The organism is Pseudomonas sp. NUPR-002, assembly GCF_056322725.1.
The window spans coordinates 1,002,629-1,026,646 of the sequence record NZ_CM150476.1 but is presented as its reverse complement, the minus strand read 5'-3'; the positions used below and the strand labels follow the sequence as shown (position 1 = coordinate 1,026,646).

General features: G+C 61.5%; 18 protein-coding genes. 14 read left to right on the top strand and 4 right to left on the bottom strand.

Features of this window, described 5'->3' with window-relative positions:
• Nucleotides 1-57: 57 nt before the first annotated feature.
• Nucleotides 58-1,296: a hypothetical protein gene (locus ACVWSC_RS04800; RefSeq protein WP_442112286.1), complete on the bottom strand. Its 1,239-nt coding sequence runs from the start codon at nucleotides 1,294-1,296 to the stop codon at nucleotides 58-60.
• Between the two features lie 240 nt (nucleotides 1,297-1,536).
• Entirely contained in the window at nucleotides 1,537-2,688 is a 1,152-nt protein-coding gene (locus ACVWSC_RS04795) for an iron-containing alcohol dehydrogenase (protein WP_442112285.1), read from the bottom strand.
• A 1,083-nt stretch (nucleotides 2,689-3,771) separates the two neighbouring features.
• On the opposite strand from ACVWSC_RS04795, the gene ACVWSC_RS04790 reads away from it, so the two are divergent.
• From ACVWSC_RS04790 to ACVWSC_RS04725, 14 genes are all read left to right on the top strand, one after another.
• On the top strand, nucleotides 3,772-5,088 hold the full coding sequence (locus tag ACVWSC_RS04790) for a nucleotide sugar dehydrogenase (RefSeq protein WP_442112284.1): 1,317 nt from the start codon (nucleotides 3,772-3,774) through the stop codon (nucleotides 5,086-5,088).
• A gap of 58 nt (nucleotides 5,089-5,146) precedes the next feature.
• The gene (gene alg8 / locus ACVWSC_RS04785) at nucleotides 5,147-6,637 is read left to right on the top strand and encodes a mannuronan synthase (protein ID WP_442112283.1); all 1,491 of its coding nucleotides are present in this window, start codon (nucleotides 5,147-5,149) and stop codon (nucleotides 6,635-6,637) included.
• 37 nt (nucleotides 6,638-6,674) lie between these two features.
• Nucleotides 6,675-7,841 carry an alginate biosynthesis protein Alg44 gene (locus ACVWSC_RS04780; RefSeq protein ID WP_442112282.1) on the top strand — a complete coding sequence of 389 codons (1,167 nt, stop codon included), beginning with the start codon at nucleotides 6,675-6,677 and terminating at the stop codon, nucleotides 7,839-7,841.
• Between the two features lie 12 nt (nucleotides 7,842-7,853).
• Nucleotides 7,854-9,338 carry an alginate biosynthesis TPR repeat lipoprotein AlgK gene (gene algK / locus ACVWSC_RS04775; RefSeq protein WP_442112281.1) on the top strand — a complete coding sequence of 495 codons (1,485 nt, stop codon included), beginning with the start codon at nucleotides 7,854-7,856 and terminating at the stop codon, nucleotides 9,336-9,338.
• Nucleotides 9,335-10,816 carry an alginate export family protein gene (locus ACVWSC_RS04770; protein WP_442112280.1) on the top strand — a complete coding sequence of 494 codons (1,482 nt, stop codon included), beginning with the start codon at nucleotides 9,335-9,337 and terminating at the stop codon, nucleotides 10,814-10,816. Before algK ends, ACVWSC_RS04770 begins: the two co-directional genes overlap by 4 nt.
• Nucleotides 10,817-10,834: 18 nt before the next feature.
• Nucleotides 10,835-12,400: a mannuronan 5-epimerase AlgG gene (gene algG, locus ACVWSC_RS04765; RefSeq protein ID WP_442112279.1), complete on the top strand. Its 1,566-nt coding sequence runs from the start codon at nucleotides 10,835-10,837 to the stop codon at nucleotides 12,398-12,400.
• 12 nt (nucleotides 12,401-12,412) lie between these two features.
• On the top strand, nucleotides 12,413-13,813 hold the full coding sequence (locus ACVWSC_RS04760) for an alginate O-acetyltransferase (RefSeq protein ID WP_442112278.1): 1,401 nt from the start codon (nucleotides 12,413-12,415) through the stop codon (nucleotides 13,811-13,813).
• A gap of 130 nt (nucleotides 13,814-13,943) precedes the next feature.
• Complete coding sequence (locus ACVWSC_RS04755; RefSeq protein ID WP_442112277.1) at nucleotides 13,944-14,999, top strand: mannuronate-specific alginate lyase; 1,056 nt, start codon at nucleotides 13,944-13,946, stop codon at nucleotides 14,997-14,999.
• A gap of 148 nt (nucleotides 15,000-15,147) precedes the next feature.
• Nucleotides 15,148-16,605 (top strand): MBOAT family O-acyltransferase, encoded by a 1,458-nt coding sequence (locus ACVWSC_RS04750; protein WP_442112276.1) that lies wholly within the window; start codon nucleotides 15,148-15,150, stop codon nucleotides 16,603-16,605.
• 11 nt (nucleotides 16,606-16,616) lie between these two features.
• Nucleotides 16,617-17,774, top strand: a complete 1,158-nt coding sequence (locus tag ACVWSC_RS04745) for an alginate O-acetyltransferase (protein WP_442112275.1) — start codon at nucleotides 16,617-16,619, stop codon at nucleotides 17,772-17,774.
• 12 nt (nucleotides 17,775-17,786) lie between these two features.
• Complete coding sequence (locus tag ACVWSC_RS04740) at nucleotides 17,787-18,434, top strand: alginate O-acetyltransferase AlgF (protein WP_442112274.1); 648 nt, start codon at nucleotides 17,787-17,789, stop codon at nucleotides 18,432-18,434.
• Nucleotides 18,435-18,467: 33 nt separating this feature from the next.
• On the top strand, nucleotides 18,468-19,919 hold the full coding sequence (locus ACVWSC_RS04735) for a mannose-1-phosphate guanylyltransferase/mannose-6-phosphate isomerase (protein ID WP_442112273.1): 1,452 nt from the start codon (nucleotides 18,468-18,470) through the stop codon (nucleotides 19,917-19,919).
• Between the two features lie 118 nt (nucleotides 19,920-20,037).
• Complete coding sequence (locus ACVWSC_RS04730; protein ID WP_442112272.1) at nucleotides 20,038-20,502, top strand: multidrug transporter; 465 nt, start codon at nucleotides 20,038-20,040, stop codon at nucleotides 20,500-20,502.
• Between the two features lie 149 nt (nucleotides 20,503-20,651).
• Nucleotides 20,652-21,476: an SDR family oxidoreductase gene (locus tag ACVWSC_RS04725; protein ID WP_442112271.1), complete on the top strand. Its 825-nt coding sequence runs from the start codon at nucleotides 20,652-20,654 to the stop codon at nucleotides 21,474-21,476.
• On the opposite strand, the gene ACVWSC_RS04720 is transcribed toward ACVWSC_RS04725, so the two are convergent.
• Nucleotides 21,460-22,923 (bottom strand): efflux transporter outer membrane subunit, encoded by a 1,464-nt coding sequence (locus ACVWSC_RS04720; RefSeq protein ID WP_442112270.1) that lies wholly within the window; start codon nucleotides 22,921-22,923, stop codon nucleotides 21,460-21,462. The two genes, ACVWSC_RS04725 and ACVWSC_RS04720, sit on opposite strands and share 17 nt — an antisense overlap.
• Nucleotides 22,920-23,978, bottom strand: coding sequence for an HlyD family secretion protein (locus ACVWSC_RS04715; protein ID WP_442114255.1), 1,059 nt, complete (start codon nucleotides 23,976-23,978; stop codon nucleotides 22,920-22,922). Before ACVWSC_RS04715 ends, ACVWSC_RS04720 begins: the two co-directional genes overlap by 4 nt.
• Between the last annotated feature and the right edge of the window lie 40 nt (nucleotides 23,979-24,018).

Sequence of the window (24,018 nt, the reverse complement as noted above, 5' to 3'; positions counted from 1 at the left end):
GGCTTGGTTCCTCGCCGCCAGAAGCTCAATACACCTCTGGCGGCGCCCCTGGACCGGCTACATCGAGCGATTGGGAGCGAGGGTATAGCGCCCTATGTAGCCTGGAGCGCAAATCTCCAACGTCCTGAGCCCGCCAATTTCTCTGACCAGCAGCTTATCCACAGGCCAGTTTTCAGGGAACATCAAATAGCCCTCTTGTGCGAACTGCCTGTCAATCTGCCCTGCGCCATCGAGCCGTACCAGACAACGGAGCATGCTTGCTTGTGTTTGTGGCCGCAATCCAACCAGCACACCGTCACCGTCCTCAGCCAGGTCAAAGGTACGGGTGCGCTCCTCGTCAAATCCACCCTCAAAACGCACCGCGTTACCATTGTTGAAGGTACTGTCGACACTGCCATCCAGGTTCAGACGCAGGACAAAGGCATCATCACCCACGGTTCCACCGCAATAGAGGTGGTTGCGAGTCTGCAGGATGGCATGAGTGGAAACGTGAGCGATATCGGGCAAGCCAGGTAACCGAGAAACAATCCAAACACCGTTATCGGCGAAATCGGTAACCACGCTGCCATACTGATCAACAGCCCCTACCCACGCTTGCACATCATCACCCAGATAGCGATACATACCACCGTAGTAGAATCCCGCGTGTTGGCCATTGTCATGACGCGCAGCTAATCGGAGGGTGAAATGCAAGCGGCCGTTGCGGACGAAGAAGCGCCGCATCCCTACCTCATTGTATGAACGATCCAACTCGCCACTGCTGTCGAACTGGGCCAACCCCGAGTTCACCGCCTGACGGAACTTGTTGTCTGGTACCTGCGGTGCACGGCCTTGCAGCTCAACGTTGAACGGTTCCGCGCCAGGTTTCTGGTTGTAGTCAGCGACGTTCTCAGTGTCAGGATACTGATCTGAGGGCACCCCAGGCTCGTCGGGGTACGGAATGATCTTCAAGCCTTTATTGCCAAAGCTTAAATCCAGCGCTCCGGTTGTACTGTCCAAGCGGTAAAGGACGAAATTCTGACTGCCTCGCAAGGCTGCACCACCGTACAAATGCTCGCCAATCAGCGCAATATCCGGCCAAAATCCCTCTTCCCCCGGCCAGGCAATTTCGCTCTTTCCCTGCGTACCGAATTCGCTTGCTGGCGAACCGTCCTGATGATGTTTCCAGACTGCGAGGCACTGCTCCGCTACCCCTGTCGAATAGTAATAGCCATCCGCCAAAAGCTCAGGACTATCAAGGCTAAACTCACCTGAATGCGGAAGGAATACTTGCTCCCATGCTGAAATACGGTCCATCGTCACGCCCTCAGATACGTATGTGAGCGCTCATTTCACTCCATCCCTGGGCAGACGTAACCTGACATTTTTACCAGTTGCACCCTCCAGGTCTGGTACACCAAAAACTCGGCCATCTCCCGGTCTTTACGAATGTCATCGGAAAAAACGTGCCATCAAGGCTGAACTGGCGGTGGCGGTCCGCAGTTACTTGGTATTCACCATAAGGCACATGGCATTCAAGGCGATTGCGTTAGCCGCTCACAGGATCTCCCGGTAGATCGCACGCACATCGGCCAGACCAAGTTCCCGGGGGTTGCTGCTGAGCAAGCGCTGCTGCTTCATCGCATCAACTGCCAGTGCCTCGATGTCGGACTCGGCGATGCCCAGGTCACGCAAGCAGGTTGCCAGTCCCAGTTCCCCGGCCAGGCTGCCAAGATAGCTGGCCAGTGCCGTGGCTTTTTCTGTATCGCTACCCAAAGTGCCTGGCAGAACGATATCGGCCAGTTGCGCATACAGCGGTGCCACCGCCTCAAGGTTGAAGCGCATCACTGGGCCCAGCACCAAGGCATTGGAAAGCCCGTGTGGCACATGAAAGCGAGCACCCAATGGATACGCCAGAGCATGCACCGCCGCCACCGGAGCGTTGGCGAAGGCCATGCCCGCCAGGCAGGCGCCCAGCAGCATGTCCTCGCGCGCTTGCAGGTTGCTACCGTCCTGGCAGGCTTTGAACAGGCTGCCCGACAACAACCTCAGTGCCTCCTTGGCCAGGCCGTCGGAAATCGGGTTCTTCAGGTGCTTGGTGGTATAGGCCTCGATGGCATGCACCATGGCATCGATACCGGTTGCCGCCGTGACGTGCGGTGGCAGGCCCAACGTGAGCTGGGCGTCGAGCACGGCCAGATCGGGTAGCAACAGCGGCGAATACACCACGTTCTTCTCTCCGGCGCCGGTGGTTACCACCGACACCGACGTCACTTCCGAACCGGTGCCTGCCGTGGTCGGCACCAGAATCAGTGGTAGGCGCGGGCCCTTGGCGTTGTTGATGCCATAGGCCTCGCTCAAGGATTCACCACTACGCGCCAACAGGGCCGCCAGTTTGGCGGCATCCAGCGAACTGCCGCCACCGAGGCCCACCACACAATCGGCGCCACAGGCTTTGGCGGCACTGACTGCGGCCTCGATCACCGACTCCGGCGGGTCGGCCTGCACCTGGGAAAACACGGTGACACTGACCCCCTGCTCCTGCAGCCCGGCAAGCACCGCATCCAGCAGCCGCGCAGCAATCACCCCGGCATCGGTTACCAACAGAACCGAGGTGCCGCCCAACGCGCGTACGTGGCTGGCGAGCCGGGTTGAAGCACCCTGCTCGATGATCATTGATGGAGTGGTTCGAAACACCAATTTCAACATGGAAGCCTCACGAGTAGGTGTATTGCACTGTTGTTTTTTTTCTGGCGATTTCCACGCTCATGCACCGGCCGCGCGCCTCAGCCAATGGGCGTCTGCGTGGCAGCTTGCTTGTCCGAGAATATGAATGTGCGAGCGCGAGTGTACGACGCTCGTGCCTTGAATTTCGCGCCTTCGCGGCGAATCCGGAATGGCCTTCGCACGCGACTCGCCACAAAAATTATTTATGTTATTTATCAGTGAGTTAGATTGATTTTTCGTACACCAGAATGCGGACAAAAAACACCTGGGCACCCCTGGGCTTGAGCCGGACCTGCTCCCGCCATAAGTCCAGGCCGTGCGACGCGAACACCTAGGTGTCCAGTCTCGGAGCGTCATGGACATTTTGGCCATGCACATAACGCCAGCATTCAGTCGAGCGATGAATCGGCAGAAAATCTCACCGGCGAAGCGCAATTATTTTGAAAAAATTCGAAAAATAATTTCAGTACTGGCACAAAAACATCCCACCCCGAGTTCGCCCTTTATATACAGGGTCGAAACCAACAAGTGCTATCAAAGTGGAAGTAATGGCACTTGAAAAAATATTTAGAAATCTTTCACCTTCAGCGAACCGCGTTCGGAACTTATCCCCTCGCGCATCGCTCATACCACCCGTAACGATTCTCGCACCGTATGTAAGAGATGACTTACAAAACAGTTGCGATGCACAACCTGTGTGCAGCACAACAACTGAAACTTGGAAGTCGACAAGCGTACTTTCAATCAAGAGCAGGAGAGCCGCGCCCTAACAATTCGTCCTAGTGGTTGATTTCAAAGGATTTAATCCACTTGAAAGAGCAAGCACTGCAGTATCGGAATACCGCGCTGCAATAAAGACGGCTGCATTTCAGGGCACGTCCATAACTTTGGCCATTGACTGCCAACTTTGAGTGCGAATTACCTTTGCACTCCCTATTTATATGCCTGCGATCGGTGAAGTGACATCTTTTTGCCACAACTCCGCTCGCCCGTAAATTGCTGGTTAATCAATCCGGTCTGGCTCTGCTAGTTGAGCCGGCATGATAAACACATGAGGTGATAGCGATGCGTATCAGCATCTTTGGTTTGGGTTATGTAGGTGCAGTCTGTGCCGGTTGCCTGTCCGCACGGGGTCATGACGTGATTGGTGTGGATGTTTCCAAGACCAAGATCGACCTGATCAATCAGGGCAAGTCGCCAATTGTCGAACCCGGGCTGGAAGCACTGTTGCAACAAGGCATCAACACCGGTCGCCTGCGTGGCACCACCGACTTTGCCGCAGCCATCCGTGACAGCGATCTGTCGATGATCTGCGTTGGTACGCCGAGCAAAAAGAACGGTGACCTGGGCCTGGAATACATCGAGTCGGTGTGCCGCGAAATCGGCTATGTGCTGCGCGAAAAGTCCAGCCGCCACACCATCGTGGTACGCAGCACGGTACTGCCAGGCACGGTGAAAAATGTGGTGATCCCGATTCTGGAAGACTGCTCGGGGAAAAAAGCCGGGGTTGATTTCGGTGTTGCGGTCAACCCGGAGTTCCTGCGCGAAAGTACCGCCATCAAAGATTACGACCAGCCGCCCATGACCGTTATCGGCGAACTGGACACCGCCAGCGGCGACGTTCTGCAGTCGCTGTACGAAGAACTCGACGCACCGATCATCCGCAAGGCCATCGAAGTGGCAGAGATGATCAAGTACACCTGCAACGTCTGGCACGCGGCGAAAGTGACCTTCGCCAACGAGATCGGCAACATTGCCAAAGCCGTGGGTGTCGATGGCCGCGAAGTGATGGATGTGGTCTGCCAGGACAAAACCCTGAACCTGTCGCAGTACTACATGCGCCCGGGCTTTGCCTTCGGCGGCTCGTGCCTGCCCAAAGACGTACGCGCCCTGACCTACCGCGCCAGCAGCCTGGACGTGAAGGCACCGCTGCTCAACTCGCTGATGACCAGCAACGAATCGCAGGTGCAAAACGCCTTCGACATCATCGAAAGCCACGACAAGCGCAAAGTCGCCCTGCTCGGCCTGAGCTTCAAGGCCGGTACCGATGACCTGCGCGAAAGCCCGCTGGTAGAGCTGGCCGAGCGCCTGATCGGCAAAGGCTACGAGCTGAACATCTACGACAGCAACGTCGAGTACGCCCGCGTTCACGGGGCGAACAAAGACTACATCGAGTCGAAGATCCCCCACGTCTCGTCGCTGCTCAATGCCGACTTCGACCAGGTCATCCACCACGCCGACGTGATCATTCTGGGTAACCGCGACGAGAAGTTCCGCGCCCTTGCCCAGCAGGCCCCCGAAGGCAAGCAGGTCATCGACCTGGTCGGCTTCATGAGCAAAACCAGCTCGCCTGCCACCCGCACCGAAGGCATCTGCTGGTAACCCGGCAGGCGGCGCAGGGCCTTCGGGCCCTGCCCCTTCTCTTTTTCACTGGATACGGATGCAGAACATGCAAAGGCTCAAGCACGGCCTGCTACAGGTCGCCGGTTGGCTGTTCTACGTGAGCCTGCTCATGCTGATCGCCCTGGCCTTGCCCAACTCCATTTTCGATCCCGACTCGAAGGATTTCATTTTCCTCGTCGGTGCGGTCGGTATCTGGCGTTACTCGATGGGCGCCACCCACTTCGTGCGCGGCATGGTGTTCCTCTACGTGGTCTACCCGATGCTGCGGCGCAAAGTGCGCAAGCTGGGCAGCGCCGCCGATCCGTCCCACGTTTACCTGATGGTCACCAGTTTTCGCATCGACGCCCTGACCACTGCCCAGGTCTACAGCTCGGTGATTCGCGAGGCGATTGCCTGCGGTTACCCAACCACCGTGGTCTGTTCGCTGGTGGAAATGTCCGACGAACTGCTGGTGAAGAGTCTCTGGGAAAAATTCAATCCGCCCGACCGCGTCACCCTGGATTTCGTGCGGATCGCCGGCACCGGCAAGCGTGACGGCCTGGCCTACGGTTTTCGCGCCATCTCCCGTCACCTGCCCGACGACAACGCCGTGGTGGCCGTGATCGACGGTGACACCGTGCTGGGCGAAGGTGTGGTGCGCAAGACCGTGCCGTGGTTCAAGTTGTTCGCCAACGTTGGCGGCCTGACCACCAACGAATTCTGCGAAGTGCGCGGCGGCTACATCATGAGCGAGTGGCACAAGCTGCGCTTCGCCCAACGCCACATCAACATGTGCTCGATGGCCCTGTCCAAGCGCGTGTTGACCATGACCGGGCGCATGTCGGTGTTCCGCGCCGCAGTGGTGACCAACCCCGAGTTCATTGCCGACGTCGAGAACGACTCGCTGCAGCACTGGCGCCTGGGCCGCTTCAAATTCCTCACCGGCGACGACAAGTCCAGCTGGTTCAGCCTCATGCGCCTGGGCTACGACACCTTCTACGTGCCAGATGCAGCGATCAACACGGTTGAGCACCCGCCGGAAAAAAGCTTCATCAAAGCCAGCCGCAAGCTGATGTACCGCTGGTACGGCAACAACCTGCGGCAGAACTCACGGGCCCTGGGCCTGGGTATCCGCCGTCTGGGCTTGTTCACCAGCGTGGTGTTGTTCGACCAGCGCGTGTCGATGTGGACCAGCCTGCTCGGCCTGACCGTGGCAGTGATTGCCAGCCTGCAATTCGGCCTGGGCTTTTTGCTGGTGTACCTGCTGTGGATCGGCATCACCCGCCTGATCCTGACCCTGATGCTGCTGTGCTCGGGGCACAACATCGGCCCGGCCTACCCGCTGATTCTTTATTACAACCAGATCGTCGGCGCGATCATGAAGATCTACGTGTTCTTCCGCCTCGACAAGCAGTCCTGGACCCGCCAGCCCACTGCACTCAAACGCGATCTCGCCAGCTTTCAACAATGGTTCAACACCTGGTCCTCCCGGACCATGACCTTCTCGGCGGCCAGCATCTTCATTGCTGTGCTGTTCATGGTCGTGTGAGCCGGAACCCGATTGGATTAAACAGGAACAAATCGCCATGAATACCGCCGTGAACGTCAATGTCGTGCATGAGTCAGAAGCCCAGCGTCAGCACGCCCGGGTGCGTATCCCAGCCAAGTTGCGCTACCTGGGCAGCAGCCGCGAAACCCTGGAAGTGAAGGTTGACGACCTGTCTGCCGGGGGCCTGAGCTTCCATGCCAAGCACCCGCTGAAAGTTGGCGAAGTGCTGCGCGGCCGCTTGCAGTTCACCGTCGACAAGCTCGGTCTGGCCATGGACATCGAGTTCCAGGTGCGCTCGTTCGACAGCGCCAGCGGGCGCACCGGCGTGCAGTTCCAGAACCTCGAGCCACGTGACATCGCCACCTTGCGCCACATCATCACCTCACACCTGTCGGGTGAGCTGATTACCGTCGGCGACGTACTGAGCACCCTGCAGCGCGACAACTTCACCAAAGCCCGCAAGCAGAAAGACGCCGGCGCCGGCATGAGTGCCTTCGGCCGCCTGCGCGCAGTGACCTTCAGCCTTGGCGTGTTCGTGGTTGGCGTGGCGGCGTTCGGCTTTATTGCCAAGTCGGTGTACGGCGTGTACTTCGTCAGCCACGCCCAGGCGGGTGTGGTCAGCGTGCCGACCACCAACGTCACCATGCCTCGCGACGGTACCGTGCAAAGCCTGGTCGAAGACGGTGGCCGTGTGCTCAAGGGAGCGCCGCTGGCCTCGTTCAGCACCAGCATGCTGGACATGCTCAAAGGTCACCTCGACGACCAACAGCTTGAGCCGAGCAAGGTGGAAGAACTGTTCGGCAAGCAAATGAGCGGCACCCTGACCAGCCCGTGCGATTGCGTGGTCAGCCGCCAACTGGTGGATGACGGCCAGTACGCCAGCAAAGGTCAGGTGATCTTCCAGCTGATCCCACGTACCGCCAACCCGACCATCGAAGCGCGCTTCAGCTATCGCCAGTTCAACGACGTCAAGCCGGGTACCCAGGTCAACTTCCAGATTGCTGGCGACGAAGCCTGGCGCACTGGCGAAATCGTCAGCAGCACCAGCCTGAACAGCGAAGACCTGTCCTCGGACATTCGCGTGCAGATCAAACCGCAAGGTGCCCTGCCCGCTGAACTGGTGGGCCGCCCGGTTGCGGTAGACAGCGACAGCGGTCCATCGCTGGACTGGCTGATCGACAAAGCCGTGGCCCGTGGGCTCTAAGAGGACAAGCCCATGACCACCACCTTTCCCCCTGTAGGAGCGGGCTTGCCCCGCGATAGCGTTTGCAGCCTGACAACCCGAATCGCGGGGCAAGCCCGCTCCCACCGGTGTGTGGTGCTAGGGCTGGCATTGGCCATCAGCCTGGCCGGTTGCGCCGGGCTGCCCGACCAGCGTCTGGCCAATGAAGCCCTCAAGCGCGGCGACACCGCGCTGGCCGAACAGAACTACCGGCAGTTGGCCGATCTCGGCTACAGCGAAGCGCAGGTAGGCCTGGCCGACATTCAGGTACAAACCCTCGACCCGGCCAAGCTCAAGCAAGCCGAGGCCACCTACCGCGCCGCCGCAGCGATTTCGCCGCGCGCCCAGGCCCGCCTTGGCCGCCTGCTGGCCGCCAAGCCGGATGCCTCGCAAGCCGAACGCGAAGAAGCCGAAACCCTGCTGAAAAAAGCCTTCGCCAACGGTGAGAGCAATACCCTGATCCCGCTGGCCATGCTCTACCTGCAATACCCGCAGAGCTTCCCGAGCACCAACGCGCAACAGCAGATCGATCAGTGGCGCGCCGCCGGTTACCCGGAAGCGGGCCTGGCGCAGATTCTGCTGTACCGCACCCAGAACACCTACGACCAGCACCTGGCCGAGGTCGAGCGGATCTGCAAGGCAGCACTGAGCAGCACCGACATCTGCTACCTCGAGCTGGCCACGGTTTACCAGAAACGCAGCCAACCTGAGCAGCAGGCCGCCCTGCTGGCGCAGATGAACAGCGCTTACCAACGCGGCGCGATCCCGGCCACGCGGGTCGACAGTGTGGCCCGCGTTCTGGCTGACCGCAGCCTTGGCCCGACCGACGAGAAAACCGCCCAGGCCCTGCTCGAACAGATTGCCCCGGCCAACCCCGCTTCCTGGGTCAGCCTGGCGCAGCTGCTCTACGACTTCCCCGAACTGGGTGACAGCGAGCAGTTGCTGGCCTACATCGACAAAGGCCGCAGCGCCCAACTGCCGCGTGCCGAGCTGCTGCTCGGGCGCCTGTACTACGAAGGCAAAAGCGTGCCGGCCGATTCCGAGAAGGCCGAAACCCACCTGCTCAGCGCGGCCAACGCTGGCGAAATCAGCGCCCACTACTACCTGGGGCAGCTGTACCGCCGCGGCTACCTGGGCACTGTCGAGCCACAAAAAGCCGTCGACCACCTGCTGACCGCCGCCCGTGGTGGCCAGCTCAGCGCCGACTATGCCCTGGCCCAATTGTTCAGCGAAGGCCACGGCATCCGCCAGGACCCGGTCAATGCCTGGGTGTTCAGCCAACTGGCACAAGCCAACCCCAGCGATCAATCGCGTGAGCTGGCTGCCCAGCTCGACCAGCAACTCTCCCCGGCGCAAAAGGCCCAAGGCCAGCGCCTGCTGCAACAGGAGCGCCAGGCCCGTGGCGCCCGCGGCCAAGGCATCGACGCCCTGGCCCTGCAGGCCGTGCCAGCACCCGAACAAGGCGAGGACTCCCTATGACACTCAATCCGTGGATGAAAGCCGGCCTCGGCCTGGGCTTCGCCCTGCTGTGGTCGTGCCCGACCCTGGCGGCCATGACCGCTGAAAAGAACTTCGGCCTCGATGTGAAAATCACCGGCCAATCGGAAGACGATCGCGACCTCGGCACCCGTTCCGGCGGTGACGTCAATGGCCTGGGTCTGGACCTGCGCCCTTGGGTCTATGGCGAACGCGGCAACTGGAGCGCCTTTGCCATGGGCCAAGCGGTTACCGCCACCGACATCATCGAAACCGACACCCTGCGCCAGTCCGGCGACGAAGCGGAAACCGACAGCGGCAATGCCGACGGTCGCGAGGCCGACAAAAGCTACCTGGCGATGCGTGAATTCTGGGTCGGTTACAGCGGCCTGACCGCCTACCCCGGCGAGCAACTGCGTTTCGGTCGCCAACGCCTGCGCAATGAAGACGGCATGTGGCGCGACACCAACATCGAAGCTTTGAACTGGACCTTCGACACCACCTTGCTGCGTGCCAACCTCGGGGTTGCCGAGCGCTTCAGCGAATACCGCACCGACCTCACCGAGCTGGCCCCGGAAGACAAGGACCGCCTGCACGTGTACGGCGACATCGCCACGCAATGGACGCCCGGCCACTGGGTGGGCCTGCGCGCGCACCACACCCATGATGACGGCAACCTGAAAAATCCTGGCGAACGCGTGGACGAGCTGGACAAGACCCGCACCGGCGACCTGACCTGGCTCGGCCTTGAAGCCAACAGCGACGCCTACAACTGGCGCAACCAGAACCGCGTCAACTACTGGGGTAGCGTGACCTGGCTCAGCGGTGATCGCGACAGCCTCAACACCACCACGGTCAACGGCGAACAGGTCGCCAGCGGCAAACAAAGTGGCGACGTCAACGCCTGGGCCACCGACCTCGGCATCCGCCTGCGCCTGGACCCGAACTGGCAAGTCGGTGCCGCCTATGCCCGCGGGAGCGGCGGCGGTGGCAGCGATGGTTCCGGCAACTACGAGCAAACCGGGCTGGAGAGCAACCGCTCGAACTTCACCGGCACCCGTTCACGTGTGCACCGTTTCGGCGAAGCCTTCCGTGGCGAACTGGGCAACCTGCAGGCTGCGACCCTGTTCACCTCCTGGCAACTGCGTGACGACTACGACGCCAGCCTGATCTACCACAAGTTCTGGCGCGTCGATGGCGACCAGAACATCGGCAGCAGCGGCATCAACGCCGTGGTCGAGGACAACGGCATCAACCGTCCGTTGATTCAGGGCGAGAAAGACCTCGGCCAGGAAATGGACGTGGTGGTCACCAAGTACTTCAAACAAGGTCTGCTGCCAGCGGCCCTGAGCCAGTCGGTTGATGAGCCATCGGCACTGGTACGCCTGCGTGCCGGTGTGTTCAAGCCAGGCGACGCCTATGGCAAAGACACCGACTCGTACATGCATCGCGCCTTCGTCGACGTGATCTGGCGGTTCTGATGCCGGGAGTGCACTGATATGAGCCTTCAAACAAATAGCCTGCAGCGCTTGCTGGCCGGCACCCTGCTGCTGGCCAGCAGCATCGCCCTGGCCAACGCCCAGGCGGCTGCACCGGTGGCCAAAGGGCTGCAGCAGGCCAAGACCTACACCGTCAGCAGTGCGCCGATCGAACCGCTGCAGATTCCAGCGCCGACCCTGCCCGATCTGTCTGGCTATACCGCCGAGGCGGTGCAGAACAAGATCCAGCGTGCGCACAAGGGCAAGGTCTCGGTGCGGCGCATGCTGCAAGAAAACGCGCTCAAGGAGTTCATCGGTGGCGACAACAAAATGGCCGAATGGGTGGCGCGTCAGCACGGCATTCCCCAGGCGATTTTCATCGATGACGGCCATGTCGATTTCACCGAACTGAGCAAGCGCGTGCCCAAGCAGTACCTGAGCGAAACCTCGCCTGGGGTGTACCTGGCGCGCCTGCCGATTGTGGTGGGGGCCAAAGGTGTGCTGGAAATCGACGCCAAGGTCAAAGCGCTGCGCCTGTCGCAGGAAGGCGGCTCGTTTATCGTCAACGACGGCAAACTGTTCGTCACCGACACCAAGGTCACCGGCTGGCGCGAGAAGGACAACGGCCCGGCCACCTTCCGCTCAGCCAATGAGTTCCGCCCGTTTCTGCTGTCGTGGGGCGGTACCGAGACGTATATCGTCAACAGCCAGATGGCCAGCTTCGGCTACGCCAAAAGTAAATCCTACGGCGTGAGTATTTCCCAGTACACGCCGAACATGGCCAAGCAGATGGGCCGCCCGGAGCCGACCGGCTGGATCATCGGCTCCGAGTTCAGCGACATGTGGTACGGCTTCTACTGCTACGAAACCAGCGACTTTGTGGTCAAAGACAGCACCTACCGCGACAACATCGTCTACGGCATCGACCCGCACGACCGCTCGCACCGGCTGATCATTGCCGGCAACACCGTCTATGGCACGAAAAAGAAGCACGGGATCATTATTTCCCGTGAGGTCAACGACAGCTGGATCATCAACAACAAGAGCTACGACAACAAGCTCTCGGGCGTGGTGATCGACCGTAACAGCGTCAACAACCTGATCGCCTACAACGAGATCTACCGCAACCACACCGACGGCATCACCCTGTATGAGAGCGGCGACAACCTGATCTGGGGCAACAAGGTCATCAGCAACCGCCGCCACGGCATTCGCGTGCGCAACAGCGTCAACATCCGCCTGTACGAAAACGTCGCCATGGCCAACGGCCTGGTGGGTGTGTACGGGCACATCAAAGACCTCTCCGACACCGATCGCGACATCGCCCTCGACCCGTTCGACACCAAGGTTTCGCTGATCGTCGTCGGTGGCGAGCTGGCAGCCAACCGCAGTGGGCCGCTGTCGATCGACTCGCCGTTGAGCGTCGAGCTGTACCGGGTCTCGATGCTGGCCCCGAGCAAGGCCAGCGGTATCAGCTTTTCCGGTGTGCTGGGGGAACGTCAGGACGAAATCCTCGACCTGATGGTGCGCCAGCAGAAAGCCGTATTGATCGACCCGGTCGAACGCCAGACCGAAATGGCGGATTGAGGAAGCCACGACATGACCCCACACCTGATGAAACTGCTGGGCCTGAGTGCGGCCCTGATGGCGCTCAGCAACGGCGCGCAGGCCGAAACGGCGCAGGCCCCAAGCTTCAGCGCCGAACCCTGCTGCCAATTGTGCCCCGAAGCGCACGACGCCAGTCGCTACACCACACGCTATCAGCAGAACTTCACCACCCTGGTGCAGGCGCAGGGCGACTGGCTGTTCCGTACCCGTGAAGACCTGCGCACCGAATTCCAGACCACCCCGGCCGGCTACAAACGCCTACAGCAGCTGCACGACGCCTTCAAGGCGCGGGGTATCGAGTTGGTGGTGGTGTATCAGCCCACCCGTGGCCTGGTGAACCGCAACATGCTCAACCCCGCCGAGAAAGCCGCGTTCAACTACGAGAAAGCTTTGGGCAATTATCAGGCGATGCTCGCCCGCTTCAGCAAGATGGGCTACAACGTGCCGGACCTGTCGCCCCTGACCAACGAGCAACTGGCCGCAGCAGACCAGGGCAAAGACTTCTACTTCCGTGGCGACCAGCACTGGACGCCATACGGCGCTGAGCGGGCGGCGAAAATCGTCGCCGACACCGTGCACAACATGCCGGCCTTCGCCGACATTCCGCGCCGCGAATTCGAAAGCCACAAGTCCGGACGCATGGGTAAAACCGGCACCCTGCACAACGTTGCCGGGCAGCTGTGCGGCACCAGCTATGCGGTGCAGTACATGGACCAGTTCGTCACCGAACCGAAAGGCGAAAGTGGCAGTGACGACCTGTTCGGCGACTCCGGTAACCCAAAAATCACCCTGGTCGGCACCAGCCACAGCGGCAAGAACTACAACTTCTCCGGCTTCCTTGAACAGTACATCGGCGCCGACGTGCTCAACGTCGCCTTCCCCGGTGGCGGCCTTGAAGGCTCGATGATCCAGTACCTGGGCAGCGACGACTTCAAGAACAATCCGCCGAAGATCCTCATCTGGGAATTCTCACCACTGTATCGCCTGGACCAGGAAACCATCTGGCGGCAGATGCTCGCCCTGCTCGATAACGGCTGCGAGGGCAAACCGGCGCTGATGCACGCCAAGACTGCCCTAAAGTCGGGCAAGAACGAGCTGATGGTCAACGGCAAAGGTGGGGTGATCAAAGACCTGACCAACAAGCGTCACCAGCTGGATATCCGCTTCGAAGACACCTCGGTCAAGGTCCTGCAGGCTACCCTCTGGTACCTCAATGGCCGTCACGAAGACCTGAAAATCGAAAAGCCGGAAACCGCCGACACCGATGGCCGCTTCGCCTTCCAGTTGCGCGAAGACGAGGACTGGGCCAGCCAGACCTTGCTCGCAGTGGAAGTCCAGGGCCCGCAAAGCGGCACCCAGAACGTCGAAGCCACGCTGTGCCAACGAAAGTGAGCCACTAATGAACATGCTCAATATCCTACCCACCTCTGTGGGAGCGGGCTTGCCCCGCGAAAAAGCCGGAACAGCTATCGCGGGGCAAGCCCGCTCCCACAGTGCCTGTTCACACCTCAAGGCACTTGGATTGGCATTGGCCCTGTTTGGTCCGGCTGCACACGCCGCCGGGCTGGTCCCGCCACCGGGTTACTACGCCGGCATCGAGAAACTCAAAACCGGCCCTGGCAACTACACCTGCGAAGCTGTGCCCAAGCCCTACACCGGCAAGCTGCAATTTCGCAGCAAGTACGAAGGCTCGGACAGCGCCCGTGCGACCCTGAACAAGGCTTCGGAAAAAGCCTTCCGCGACTCCACCGCCAGCATCACCACGCTGGAGCGCGGGGTCAGCAAACAGGTGATGCAGTACATGCGCGACGGCCGCCCGCAGCAACTCGATTGCACCCTGAAATGGCTGGGTACCTGGGCGCGTGCCGATGCGTTGATGTCGAACGACTACAACCACACCGGCAAGTCCATGCGCAAATGGGCGCTAGGCAGCCTCAGCGGTTCGTGGCTGCACCTGAAGTTCTCCAATTCCCAGCCGCTGGCGGCGCACCAGCAAGAAGCCGAACTGATCGAAAAATGGTTTGCCCGCCTGGCCGATCAAGTGGTCAACGACTGGAGCAACCTGCCCCTGGAGAAGATCAACAATCACTCCTACTGGGCTGCCTGGTCGGTGATGGCCACCGCCGTCGCCACCGACCGCCGCGACCTGTTCGATTGGTCGGTGAAAGAGTACCGGGTCGCCGCCAACCAGGTCGATGACCAGGGCTTCTTACCCAACGAGCTCAAGCGTAAGCAACGTGCCCTGGCCTACCACAACTATGCCCTGCCACCGCTGGCAATGATCGCCAGCTTCGCCCAGGCCAATGGCGTCGATGTGCGCCCCGAAAACCATGGCGCCCTGAAACGCCTGGGTGATCGGGTGCTGTCCGGGGCCAAGGATCCTGGCCCGTTCAAGGCCAAGAGCGGCGAAAAACAGAACATGAACGACCTGAAAGTCGAGAGCAAATACGCCTGGCTCGAACCCTGGTGCAGCCTCTACCGCTGCAGTGCCGATGCCCTGGAGAAAAAGCACGACATGCAGCCGTTCAGAAACTTCCGCCTGGGCGGCGACCTGACCCGAGTTTACGAACACCGGTAGGAGCGGGCTTGCCCCGCGATGCGATGTCGCTGACACACCGCAATCGCGGGGCAAGCCCGCTCCCACCGCAACGGTTTCCCCGGTGATTGTTCACGGGGGGTTTGGGGGGCTGCTGCCCCTATATGGATAACGACAAGGAGAGATCGGGATGGTGTTTTCGTCCAATGTGTTCCTGTTCCTGTTCCTGCCGATCTTTCTCGGCTTGTACTACTTGAGCGGGCAACGCTATCGCAACGCCCTGTTGCTGCTGGCCAGCTACCTGTTCTACGCCTGGTGGCGCGTGGACTTCCTGGCGCTGTTCGCCGGGGTTACCCTGTGGAACTACTGGATCGGCCTGAAAGTCGGTGCCGCCGGTGTGCGTACCCAATCGGCGCAGCGCTGGCTGTTGCTCGGGGTGGCCGTCGATCTGGGCATCCTCGGCTACTTCAAATACGCCAACTTCGGGGTCGACAGCCTCAACGCGATCATGACTTCGTTCGGGCTTGAGCCGTTCATCCTCACCCACGTGCTGCTGCCGATCGGTATCTCGTTCTACATTTTCGAATCGATCAGCTACATCATCGACGTGTACCGCGGCGACACCCCAGCCACGCGCAACCTGATCGACTTCGCGGCCTTCGTGGCGATCTTCCCGCACCTGATCGCCGGCCCCGTGCTGCGCTTTCGCGACCTGGCCGATCAGTTCAATCACCGCACCCATACCCTCGACAAGTTCTCCGAGGGCTGCACGCGGTTCATGCAGGGTTTTATCAAAAAGGTATTCATCGCCGACACCCTGGCGGTGGTCGCCGACCACTGCTTCGCCCTGCAGAACCCGAGCACCGGCGACGCCTGGCTGGGCGCCCTGGCGTACACCGCGCAGCTGTATTTCGACTTCTCCGGCTACAGCGACATGGCCATCGGCCTGGGCTTGATGATGGGTTTCCGCTTCATGGAAAACTTCAAGCAGCCTTACATCAGCCAGTCGATCACCGAGTTCTGGCGGCGCTGGCACATCAGCCTGTCGACCTGGCTGCGCGACTACCTGTACATCACCCTGGGCGGCAACCGTGGCGGCACCTTCGCCACCTACCGCAACCTGTTCCTGACCATGCTGCTGGGCGGCCTGTGGCATGGCGCCAACTTCACCTACATCATCTGGGGTGCCTGGCATGGCATGTGGCTGGCCATCGAGCGCGCCCTGGGCCTGGACACCAACCCGCAGCGCTTCAATCCGGTCAAATGGGCCTTCACCTTCCTGCTGGTGGTGATCGGCTGGGTGATCTTCCGCGCCGAGAACCTCGATGTCGCTGCGCGCATGTACGGCGCCATGTTCAGCTTCGCCGACTGGCAGCTGTCGGAACTCAATCGCGCCAACCTCACCGGCCTGCAAGTCGCCACCCTGCTGGTGGCCTACGCGAGCCTGGCGTTCTTCGGCCTGCGCGACTTCTATCGCAACGCCAAGCCCGAACCCAAGGCGCAGCCGGTGGCCGTGCATGCTGACGGCAGCCTGAGCCTGGACTGGGGGCTGTACGCCACCCGTGCCCTGGTGCTGCTGCTGTTTGTCGCCTCGATCCTCAAGCTCTCGGCGCAAAGCTACTCACCGTTTCTCTACTTCCAGTTCTGAGTGAGGCGACCATGACCCGATCATTACGCAAACTCTATTCCGTGCTGTTCCTCGCCCTGCTGTTGGGCCTGGGCCTGTGGTCGCTGGGCGGCTTGGGTAGCTTCCAGCGCACCGCGCAAATGAGTGTGCTCGACGGCAAGCTGGCAAAAGCCGCCGAAACCCACTACGACGAGCAGTTTCCGCTCAAACGCATCGGCACCAACCTGTGGGCAGCGCTGGACTTCAAGCTGTTCAACGAAGGTCGCCCTGGCGTGGTACTGGGCCGCGAGCAGTGGCTGTTCAGCGACGAGGAGTTCAAACCGGTCGCCAACAGCGATCATTTCGAACAGGAAAACCTCGCCCTGATCCGTGGTGTGCGCGACACCCTGCAACAGCGCGGCGTGCAACTGGTGCTGGCGATCGTTCCGGCCAAGGCGCGCTTGTACAGCGAGTACCTGGGTGAACAAACTCCGGCCAGCCTGCACGACGACCTGTACAACGAGTTCCATGCCCAGGCCCGTCAGGCCGGCGTGTTTGCCCCGGACCTGCTGGCGCCGCTGACCACCGCGAAAAATCGTGGCCAGGTGTTCCTGCGCACCGATACGCACTGGACGCCGCTGGGCGCCGAAGTGGCCGCCCAGCACCTGGCTGAAGCGGTCAGCCGCCAGAACCTGCTCAGCGGCGAACCGCAGCAGTTCATTACCGAACAGCGCCCCGGCGCGCCGTACAAAGGCGACCTGACCAACTTCCTGCCGCTCGACCCGCTGTTCAGCAACCTGCTGCCGCCACCGGACACCCTGCAGGCACGCAGCACCCGCCCGGCGCAGAGCGCAGCACAAAACCCTGACGCGCTGTTTGCTGACAACCAAATCCCGGTGGCTCTGGTAGGCACCAGCTACAGCGCTAACCCCAACTGGAACTTCCTCGGCGCCTTGCAGCAAGCCCTGCGCAGTGACGTGGTCAATTACGCCGAAGACGGCCATGGCCCGCTGCTACCGATGCTCAAGTACCTGCAAAGCGCGGCCTTCAAAGACAGCGCCCCGCAAGTGCTGATCTGGGAGTTCCCGGAACGCTATCTGCCAATGAAGAACGACCTCAGCGACTTCGATCCACAGTGGATCGCCCAGCTGAAGAAAACCCGTAATGCCAATCACGATCTGGCCCTGTCGTCCAATCGGACGGAACACTGAGAGGTAACGCACATGACCACCAAGCACCGTATTGCCAAAGCCTTTGCCCTGACTGCCGGCATGAGCCTGCTCTCGCTGCAGGCCTGGGCCGGCGCCGATGCCGCCCTGTACGGCCCGAGCGCGCCGAAGGGTTCAACCTTCGTGCGCATCTACAACGCCGGCAACCAGGCGGTCAGCGCCAGCGTCGGCAACACCCAGATCAATGACGTCGCAGCGCAGGCCAGCAGCGACTTCAGCTTCATGCCGCAAGGCGACTACAGCGCCAAGCTCGGTAGCCAGAGCCTGCCGGTCAAGCTTGCCGCCGACCACTACTACACACTGGTCAACAACGCGGCCGGCGCGCCGCAGTTGGTTGAAGAACCGCCGTTCAAGAACAAACAGAAATCCCTGGTACGCGTGCAGAACCTCAGCAACCAGGCCCTGACCCTGAAAACCGCCGACGGCAAGACCGAGGTGGTCAAGCCGGTGGCAGCCAAGTCCCGCGGCGAGCGTGAAATCAATCCGGTCAAGGTCAGCCTGGCCTTGTACGAAGGCGACAAAAAAGTCAGCGACCTGAAGCCAGTGGCGCTGGAGCGCGGCGAAGCAGCGGTGCTCTACGTCACCGGTTCCGGCGACTCGCTGTCGCCGGTCTGGGTCAAGCGCCCGGTATCGACCCGTTAATCAACTGCCTTTTTCAAACTTCGGAGAACACTCATGATTCCAGTCATCCTGTCCGGTGGTAGCGGTTCGCGTCTGTGGCCCCTGTCGCGCAAACAATTCCCCAAGCAGTTCCTGGCCCTGACCGGCGAGCACACGCTGTTCCAGCAAACCCTGTCGCGCCTGGTGTTCGAAGGCATGGACACACCGATTGTGGTCTGCAACAAGGACCATAAATTCATCGTCACCGAGCAATTGCAGAACCTGAAGCTGCAAACCCAGGCGATTCTGCTCGAACCCTTTGGCCGCAACACCGCACCGGCCGTCGCGCTGGCGGCGATGAAGCTGCTCAATGAAGGGCGTGACGAGTTGATGCTGGTGCTGCCAGCGGATCACGTCATCGACGACCAGAAAGCCCTGCAACGCGCCCTGGCCCTGGCCACCGTGGCCGCCGAGCGTGGCGAGATGGTGCTGTTCGGCGTACCGGCAAGCAAACCGGAAACCGGCTACGGCTATATCAAATCGAGCCAGGACGCGCTGCTGCCCGAAGGCGTCAGCCGGGTCGCCCAGTTCGTGGAAAAGCCCGACGAGAAACGCGCCACTGAATTCGTCCGGGCCGGTGGCTACTTCTGGAACAGCGGCATGTTCCTGTTCCGTGCCAGCCGCTTCCTCGAAGAGCTGAAAAAGCACGACCCGGACATTTACGACACCTGCCTGCTGACCCTTGAGCGCAGTGAAGAAGACGGCGATAACCTGAGCATCGACGACGCCACCTTCGCCTGCTGCCCGGATAACTCCATCGACTACGCGGTGATGGAAAAAACCCAGCGCGCCTGCGTGGTACCGCTCAGTGCCGGCTGGAGCGATGTGGGTTGCTGGTCGTCGCTGTGGGAGGTGCATGACAAAGACAGCAACGGCAACGTCACCAAAGGCGATGTGGTGGTACAAGACAGCCGCAACTGCATGATCCACGGCAACGGCAAACTGGTCTCAGTGATCGGCCTGGAGAACATCGTCGTGGTCGAGACCAAAGACGCCATGATGATTGCTCACAAAGATAAGGTGCAAGGCGTCAAGCAACTGGTCAACACCCTCAACGAACAGGGCCGTAGCGAAACGCAAAATCATTGCGAAGTGTATCGGCCGTGGGGCTCGTATGACTCGGTGGACATGGGCGGACGTTTCCAGGTCAAGCACATCACGGTCAAACCGGGTGCCAGCCTGTCGCTGCAGATGCACCACCACCGCGCCGAACACTGGATCGTGGTGTCGGGCACCGCTGAAGTGACCTGTGACGAAAACGTCTTCCTGCTGACCGAGAACCAGTCCACCTACATCCCGATTGCCTCGGTGCACCGCCTGCGCAACCCGGGCAAGATCCCGCTGGAGATCATCGAGGTGCAGTCGGGCAGCTACCTGGGTGAGGACGATATCGAGCGTTTCGAAGATATCTACGGGCGCTCGACGCCGATTGAGCGTGGGGTATCGATCAAGTCCATCGCGCAGTAAGCGCTTTATCGCGGGGCAAGCCCGCTCCCACCGGTTGTGTCTGAACCGGTGGGAGCGGGCTTGCCCCGCGATGCTTTTTGGTTAGGATAAAAGCATTTCCGACCACAAGGCCGTGTCCATGATCATCGGTGCCCTACTCATCCTCACCTGGCTGGTGCTGTTGCTGCGCTACCCCGCCAAAGCCCTGCCGATTTCCCTGGCGGCCGTTTTCGGCCTGGCAATGGTGGCCCTCTGGGTAGTCTGGCAGGACAACCGCGAAACCCGCCAACTGGCGCGCCTGGACCTGCGCCTGACCTACGCCCCCGAGCAATGCCCGGCTGACCGCCCACTGCGCGTGCACCTGAAAAACGGCAACGATGTGCCGCTGCAAACCTTGCGCTGGCGCGTCGCCGCCTATGCACCGGGCGACAGCGTCAACCTCAGCGAAAACACCTACAGCGCACCGCGCTACCGCGGCCCCGGCGAACTGCAGCCAGGCGCCGAGTGGAGCGACTGCCTGCCATTGCCACCGCTGCGCTCTGGTTATCGCCCGCAATCGGTGGAGTTTCACGCGGAACAACTGCGCGGCAGCTTCAGCAATTAGCCGTAGGAGCGGGCTTGCCCCGCGATGCAATTCCACTGACACACCGCAATCGCGGGGCAAGCCCGCTCCCACAGCACCGCTGGCATTTGCGTCGACGGGCGAGCTGCGTATGATCGGGCTTCCCTCCCCCGCCTCGCGAAGGATCGTCCATGCCCATCGTTCTCATCACCGGTTGCTCCAGCGGTATCGGCCGCGCCCTGGCAGAGTGCTTCAAACAGGCCGGCTATGAGGTTTGGGCTACCGCACGCAAAACCGACGATGTCGCGCGCCTGCAGGCCGCAGGTTTTACCGGCCGCCAGCTGGACGTCAACGATGCGCAGGCCTTGCAACACCTGAGCGCTGAGATCGAAACGGCCCATGGCGGCCTCGACATCCTCATCAACAATGCCGGTTACGGCGCCATGGGGCCGCTGCTCGATGGCGGTGTCGAGGCCATGCAGCGCCAGTTCGAGACCAACGTGTTTGCCCTGGTCGGCGTCACCCGCGCGCTGTTCCCGGCCTTGCGCCGCAACAAAGGGCTGGTGGTTAACATCGGCAGCGTTTCCGGGGTACTGGTCACACCGTTTGCCGGAGCCTACTGCGCGTCGAAAGCCGCCGTGCATGCCTTGTGCGATGCGCTGCGCCTGGAACTGGCGCCGATGGGCGTGCGGGTCATGGAGGTACAGCCGGGCGCCATCGCCACGCAGTTTGCCGACAACGCCCAGAGCCAGGCGGAACAGGTGCTGGCTGCCGATTCGCCGTGGTGGCCGTTGCGCGAGCAGATTCATGCACGCGCCCGCGCCTCGCAGGATCACCCGACCTCAGCCAGCGACTTTGCCCAAGGCCTGCTGGCGGCCGTGGCAAAAACACCGACGCCAAGCCTGGTGCGTCTGGGTAACGGCAGCCGCGCGCTGCCATTGATGGCGCGCCTGCTGCCGCAGGCGCTGCTGGATGCGGTGCTGAAAAAGCGTTTCGGCCTTAACCGCCCGTTGTAACGACAGCGCTCAAGCTGGCAGGGTCGAACGCCTGCCAGCCTCCGCCCAGCGCCTTGTACAAGCCCACCAACGACTGCGACACCGCCGCCGAACTCTCGACCCACTGCTCTTCACTGGCGAGCAAGGCGCCCTGAACACTCAGCACATTGAGAAAGTCCACGGCCCCTTCCACGTACTGCTGTTGCGCCGTCTGCAAGGCAATCCGGTTCTGGCGCACCGCTTCGGCCAGGAGGTCGCGGCGTAGCTGGCTGGCGTTGTACAGGCGCAGCACATCATCAATCTCGTGCCAGGCGCGCAACACCACTTGCTGGTAGTGCAAGGCGGCCTCTTGCTGTTGTGCCTCGCGTAACTGCAGCACGCCGCGCAGCCGCCCGCCTTCGAAAATCGGCAGGCTCAATTGCGGCCCGATGCCGAAACGACGTGAATCCCAACCGCCAAAGTCAGACAGTTGCATCGATTGAAAACCGACATTGCCCGACAAACGAATGCTCGGATAAAAATCCGCCTTGGCCACACCGATGCTGGCAGTGGCTGCATGCAACTGGGCAGCAGCCTGGAGAATGTCCGGGCGGCGCTCGGCCAACTCGGAAGGCACGCCAATCGCAAAGCGTTGCTGCGGCGCGGGCATCGCTGCCGGTGCGAGCAATTCGGCCTGCAAGCTGCGTGGCGGCTCGGCCAGCAACAGGCTCAAGGCGTTGATCAGTTGCGCCTGACGTTCTTCCAGGGAGGGCAAGCGTGCCTCGATCGAGGCCACCTGAGCGCTGGCCTGGGCCACATCCAGGGCGGTCGCAACCCCGTCGCGCAGGCGCATCTGCGACAGACGCAAACTGTGCTGCGAGACCTCCAGGTTCTCTCGGGTCACCGCCAGGGTGCTCTGCACCGCACGCAACTGGATGTAGTTACCGGCGGTTTCCGCCAACAACGCCAGCAACACACCACGACGGTCGTTTTCGGCCACTTCAACCACCGCATCGGCGGCTTCGACCTGACGCCGCACACGCCCCCATAAGTCCAGTTCCCAGCTGGCGACCAGATCGCCTTGCCAGAGATTGAACGCCGACTTGCCGCCCTTGCCGGACGGATCGCTCAGGCCTTCAGCGCTGTTGCGGGCACGGCTGTAACCGGCGTTGAGATCGACGCCAGGGGTTTGCTCGGCAGCGATGCTGGTGCGCAGCGCGCGACTCTGCAGCAGGCGCGCGCTGGCGATCTGCAGGTCGAGGTTGCGCTGGCTGGCGCGCTCGATCAGGGCACTGAGCCTGGCATCGTCAAACTGCTCCCACCAGCGTTGCGCCATCGGTTCGGCCAAGGCCTGACTCGGCGCTGGCGTTTCCTGCAACGGCGCCCAGTTGGCCGGGGCCTGATTTGCCGGAGTTTGAAAATCCGGCCCTAAGGTACAACCGGCCAACAGGCTGAGCAGCAAGGGACTTGCGGCGAAGGCAGCTTTCATCGTGCGCTGACCTCATTACCACTGCTGAGGGTGGCGCGGGTATCGATGGTCGCCACCACCGACATGCCGACGCGCAAGCGCTGCAGCAAGGGTTGATCGGCATCGAAGACGATCTTCACCGGGATACGCTGCACCACCTTGGTGAAGTTGCCGGTGGCATTGTCGGGTTTGACCGCGGCAAAGGTCACGCCAGTGGCCGGGGCGATGCTTTCGACCCGACCGTGCAGGTATTGATCGGCGAAGGTATCGACGCGGATCTGTACCGGTTGCCCCGGCTGCACATGGGTCAGTTGGGTTTCCTGAAAGTTGCCGACGATGTAGGCATGCTCGAGCGGCACCACCGACAGCAGCCGCGCCCCGGGATTGACGTAGGCGCCAACGCGCACCGCCCGCTCACCGACCATGCCGTCGATGGGCGCAACGATGCGGGTGTAAGAGACATCCAGTTGCGCCCGTTCCAGGCTGGCCTGGGCATGCTTGAGGCTGCCCTCGGCGCTGTCCATTTGCGCGCGGAGGATATCGACCTGTTTGCGTGCCGCTGCCAACGCCGCTTGCGAGTTGTTCAGGCGTGCGCTGGCCTGGTCAACCCGGCTGCGCGCCTGCTGGGCGTTCTGCACGGTACCGGCGCCTTGTTCGGCAAGGCGGCTGTAGCGCGTCAGCTCATGGTTGGCGAAGGCCATCTCGGCCTGATCCGCGCTGACCGCTGCTTGCGCCTGGGCGATCAGCGAGGCCTGGCGTTCCAGGGTCGCCCGGGCATTGTGCTGCTGCGCAGTAGACACCAGCAGTTGCGCCTGCGCCGCCGCCAGCGCCGCCTGATAATCGCGGTCATCGATCAGCGCCAGCACTTGCCCGGCCTTGACCTGCTGGTTGTCCTCAACCAGCACCTGGGTGATGAAACCGGCCACTTTCGGCGCGACCACGGTGTAGTCGGCAGACACATAGGCATCGTTGGTGCTCTGTTCATCACCGCCCAGCAGCAGCGGCACGCCTGCGCCGAGCAGGCCAGCCAGCACCAGCGTGGCAACGATCAAGGCGGTTTTTCGGTGGGTCGTTATTGTCGTCATGGGGTTCTCTCAGAACAGCAACCTAAGCTCT

Bases quoted from the DNA above. Each gene is read 5' to 3' on its own strand.
- ACVWSC_RS04800 (WP_442112286.1), bottom strand. From the start codon at position 1,296: ATGGACCGTATTTCAGCATGGGAGCAAGTATTCCTTCCGCATTCAGGT.
- ACVWSC_RS04795 (WP_442112285.1), bottom strand. From the start codon at position 2,688: ATGTTGAAATTGGTGTTTCGAACCACTCCATCAATGATCATCGAGCAG.
- ACVWSC_RS04790 (WP_442112284.1), top strand. From the start codon at position 3,772: ATGCGTATCAGCATCTTTGGTTTGGGTTATGTAGGTGCAGTCTGTGCC.
- alg8 (WP_442112283.1), top strand. From the start codon at position 5,147: ATGCAGAACATGCAAAGGCTCAAGCACGGCCTGCTACAGGTCGCCGGT.
- ACVWSC_RS04780 (WP_442112282.1), top strand. From the start codon at position 6,675: ATGAATACCGCCGTGAACGTCAATGTCGTGCATGAGTCAGAAGCCCAG.
- algK (WP_442112281.1), top strand. From the start codon at position 7,854: ATGACCACCACCTTTCCCCCTGTAGGAGCGGGCTTGCCCCGCGATAGC.
- ACVWSC_RS04770 (WP_442112280.1), top strand. From the start codon at position 9,335: ATGACACTCAATCCGTGGATGAAAGCCGGCCTCGGCCTGGGCTTCGCC.
- algG (WP_442112279.1), top strand. From the start codon at position 10,835: ATGAGCCTTCAAACAAATAGCCTGCAGCGCTTGCTGGCCGGCACCCTG.
- ACVWSC_RS04760 (WP_442112278.1), top strand. From the start codon at position 12,413: ATGACCCCACACCTGATGAAACTGCTGGGCCTGAGTGCGGCCCTGATG.
- ACVWSC_RS04750 (WP_442112276.1), top strand. From the start codon at position 15,148: ATGGTGTTTTCGTCCAATGTGTTCCTGTTCCTGTTCCTGCCGATCTTT.
- ACVWSC_RS04745 (WP_442112275.1), top strand. From the start codon at position 16,617: ATGACCCGATCATTACGCAAACTCTATTCCGTGCTGTTCCTCGCCCTG.
- ACVWSC_RS04740 (WP_442112274.1), top strand. From the start codon at position 17,787: ATGACCACCAAGCACCGTATTGCCAAAGCCTTTGCCCTGACTGCCGGC.
- ACVWSC_RS04735 (WP_442112273.1), top strand. From the start codon at position 18,468: ATGATTCCAGTCATCCTGTCCGGTGGTAGCGGTTCGCGTCTGTGGCCC.
- ACVWSC_RS04730 (WP_442112272.1), top strand. From the start codon at position 20,038: ATGATCATCGGTGCCCTACTCATCCTCACCTGGCTGGTGCTGTTGCTG.
- ACVWSC_RS04725 (WP_442112271.1), top strand. From the start codon at position 20,652: ATGCCCATCGTTCTCATCACCGGTTGCTCCAGCGGTATCGGCCGCGCC.
- ACVWSC_RS04720 (WP_442112270.1), bottom strand. From the start codon at position 22,923: ATGAAAGCTGCCTTCGCCGCAAGTCCCTTGCTGCTCAGCCTGTTGGCC.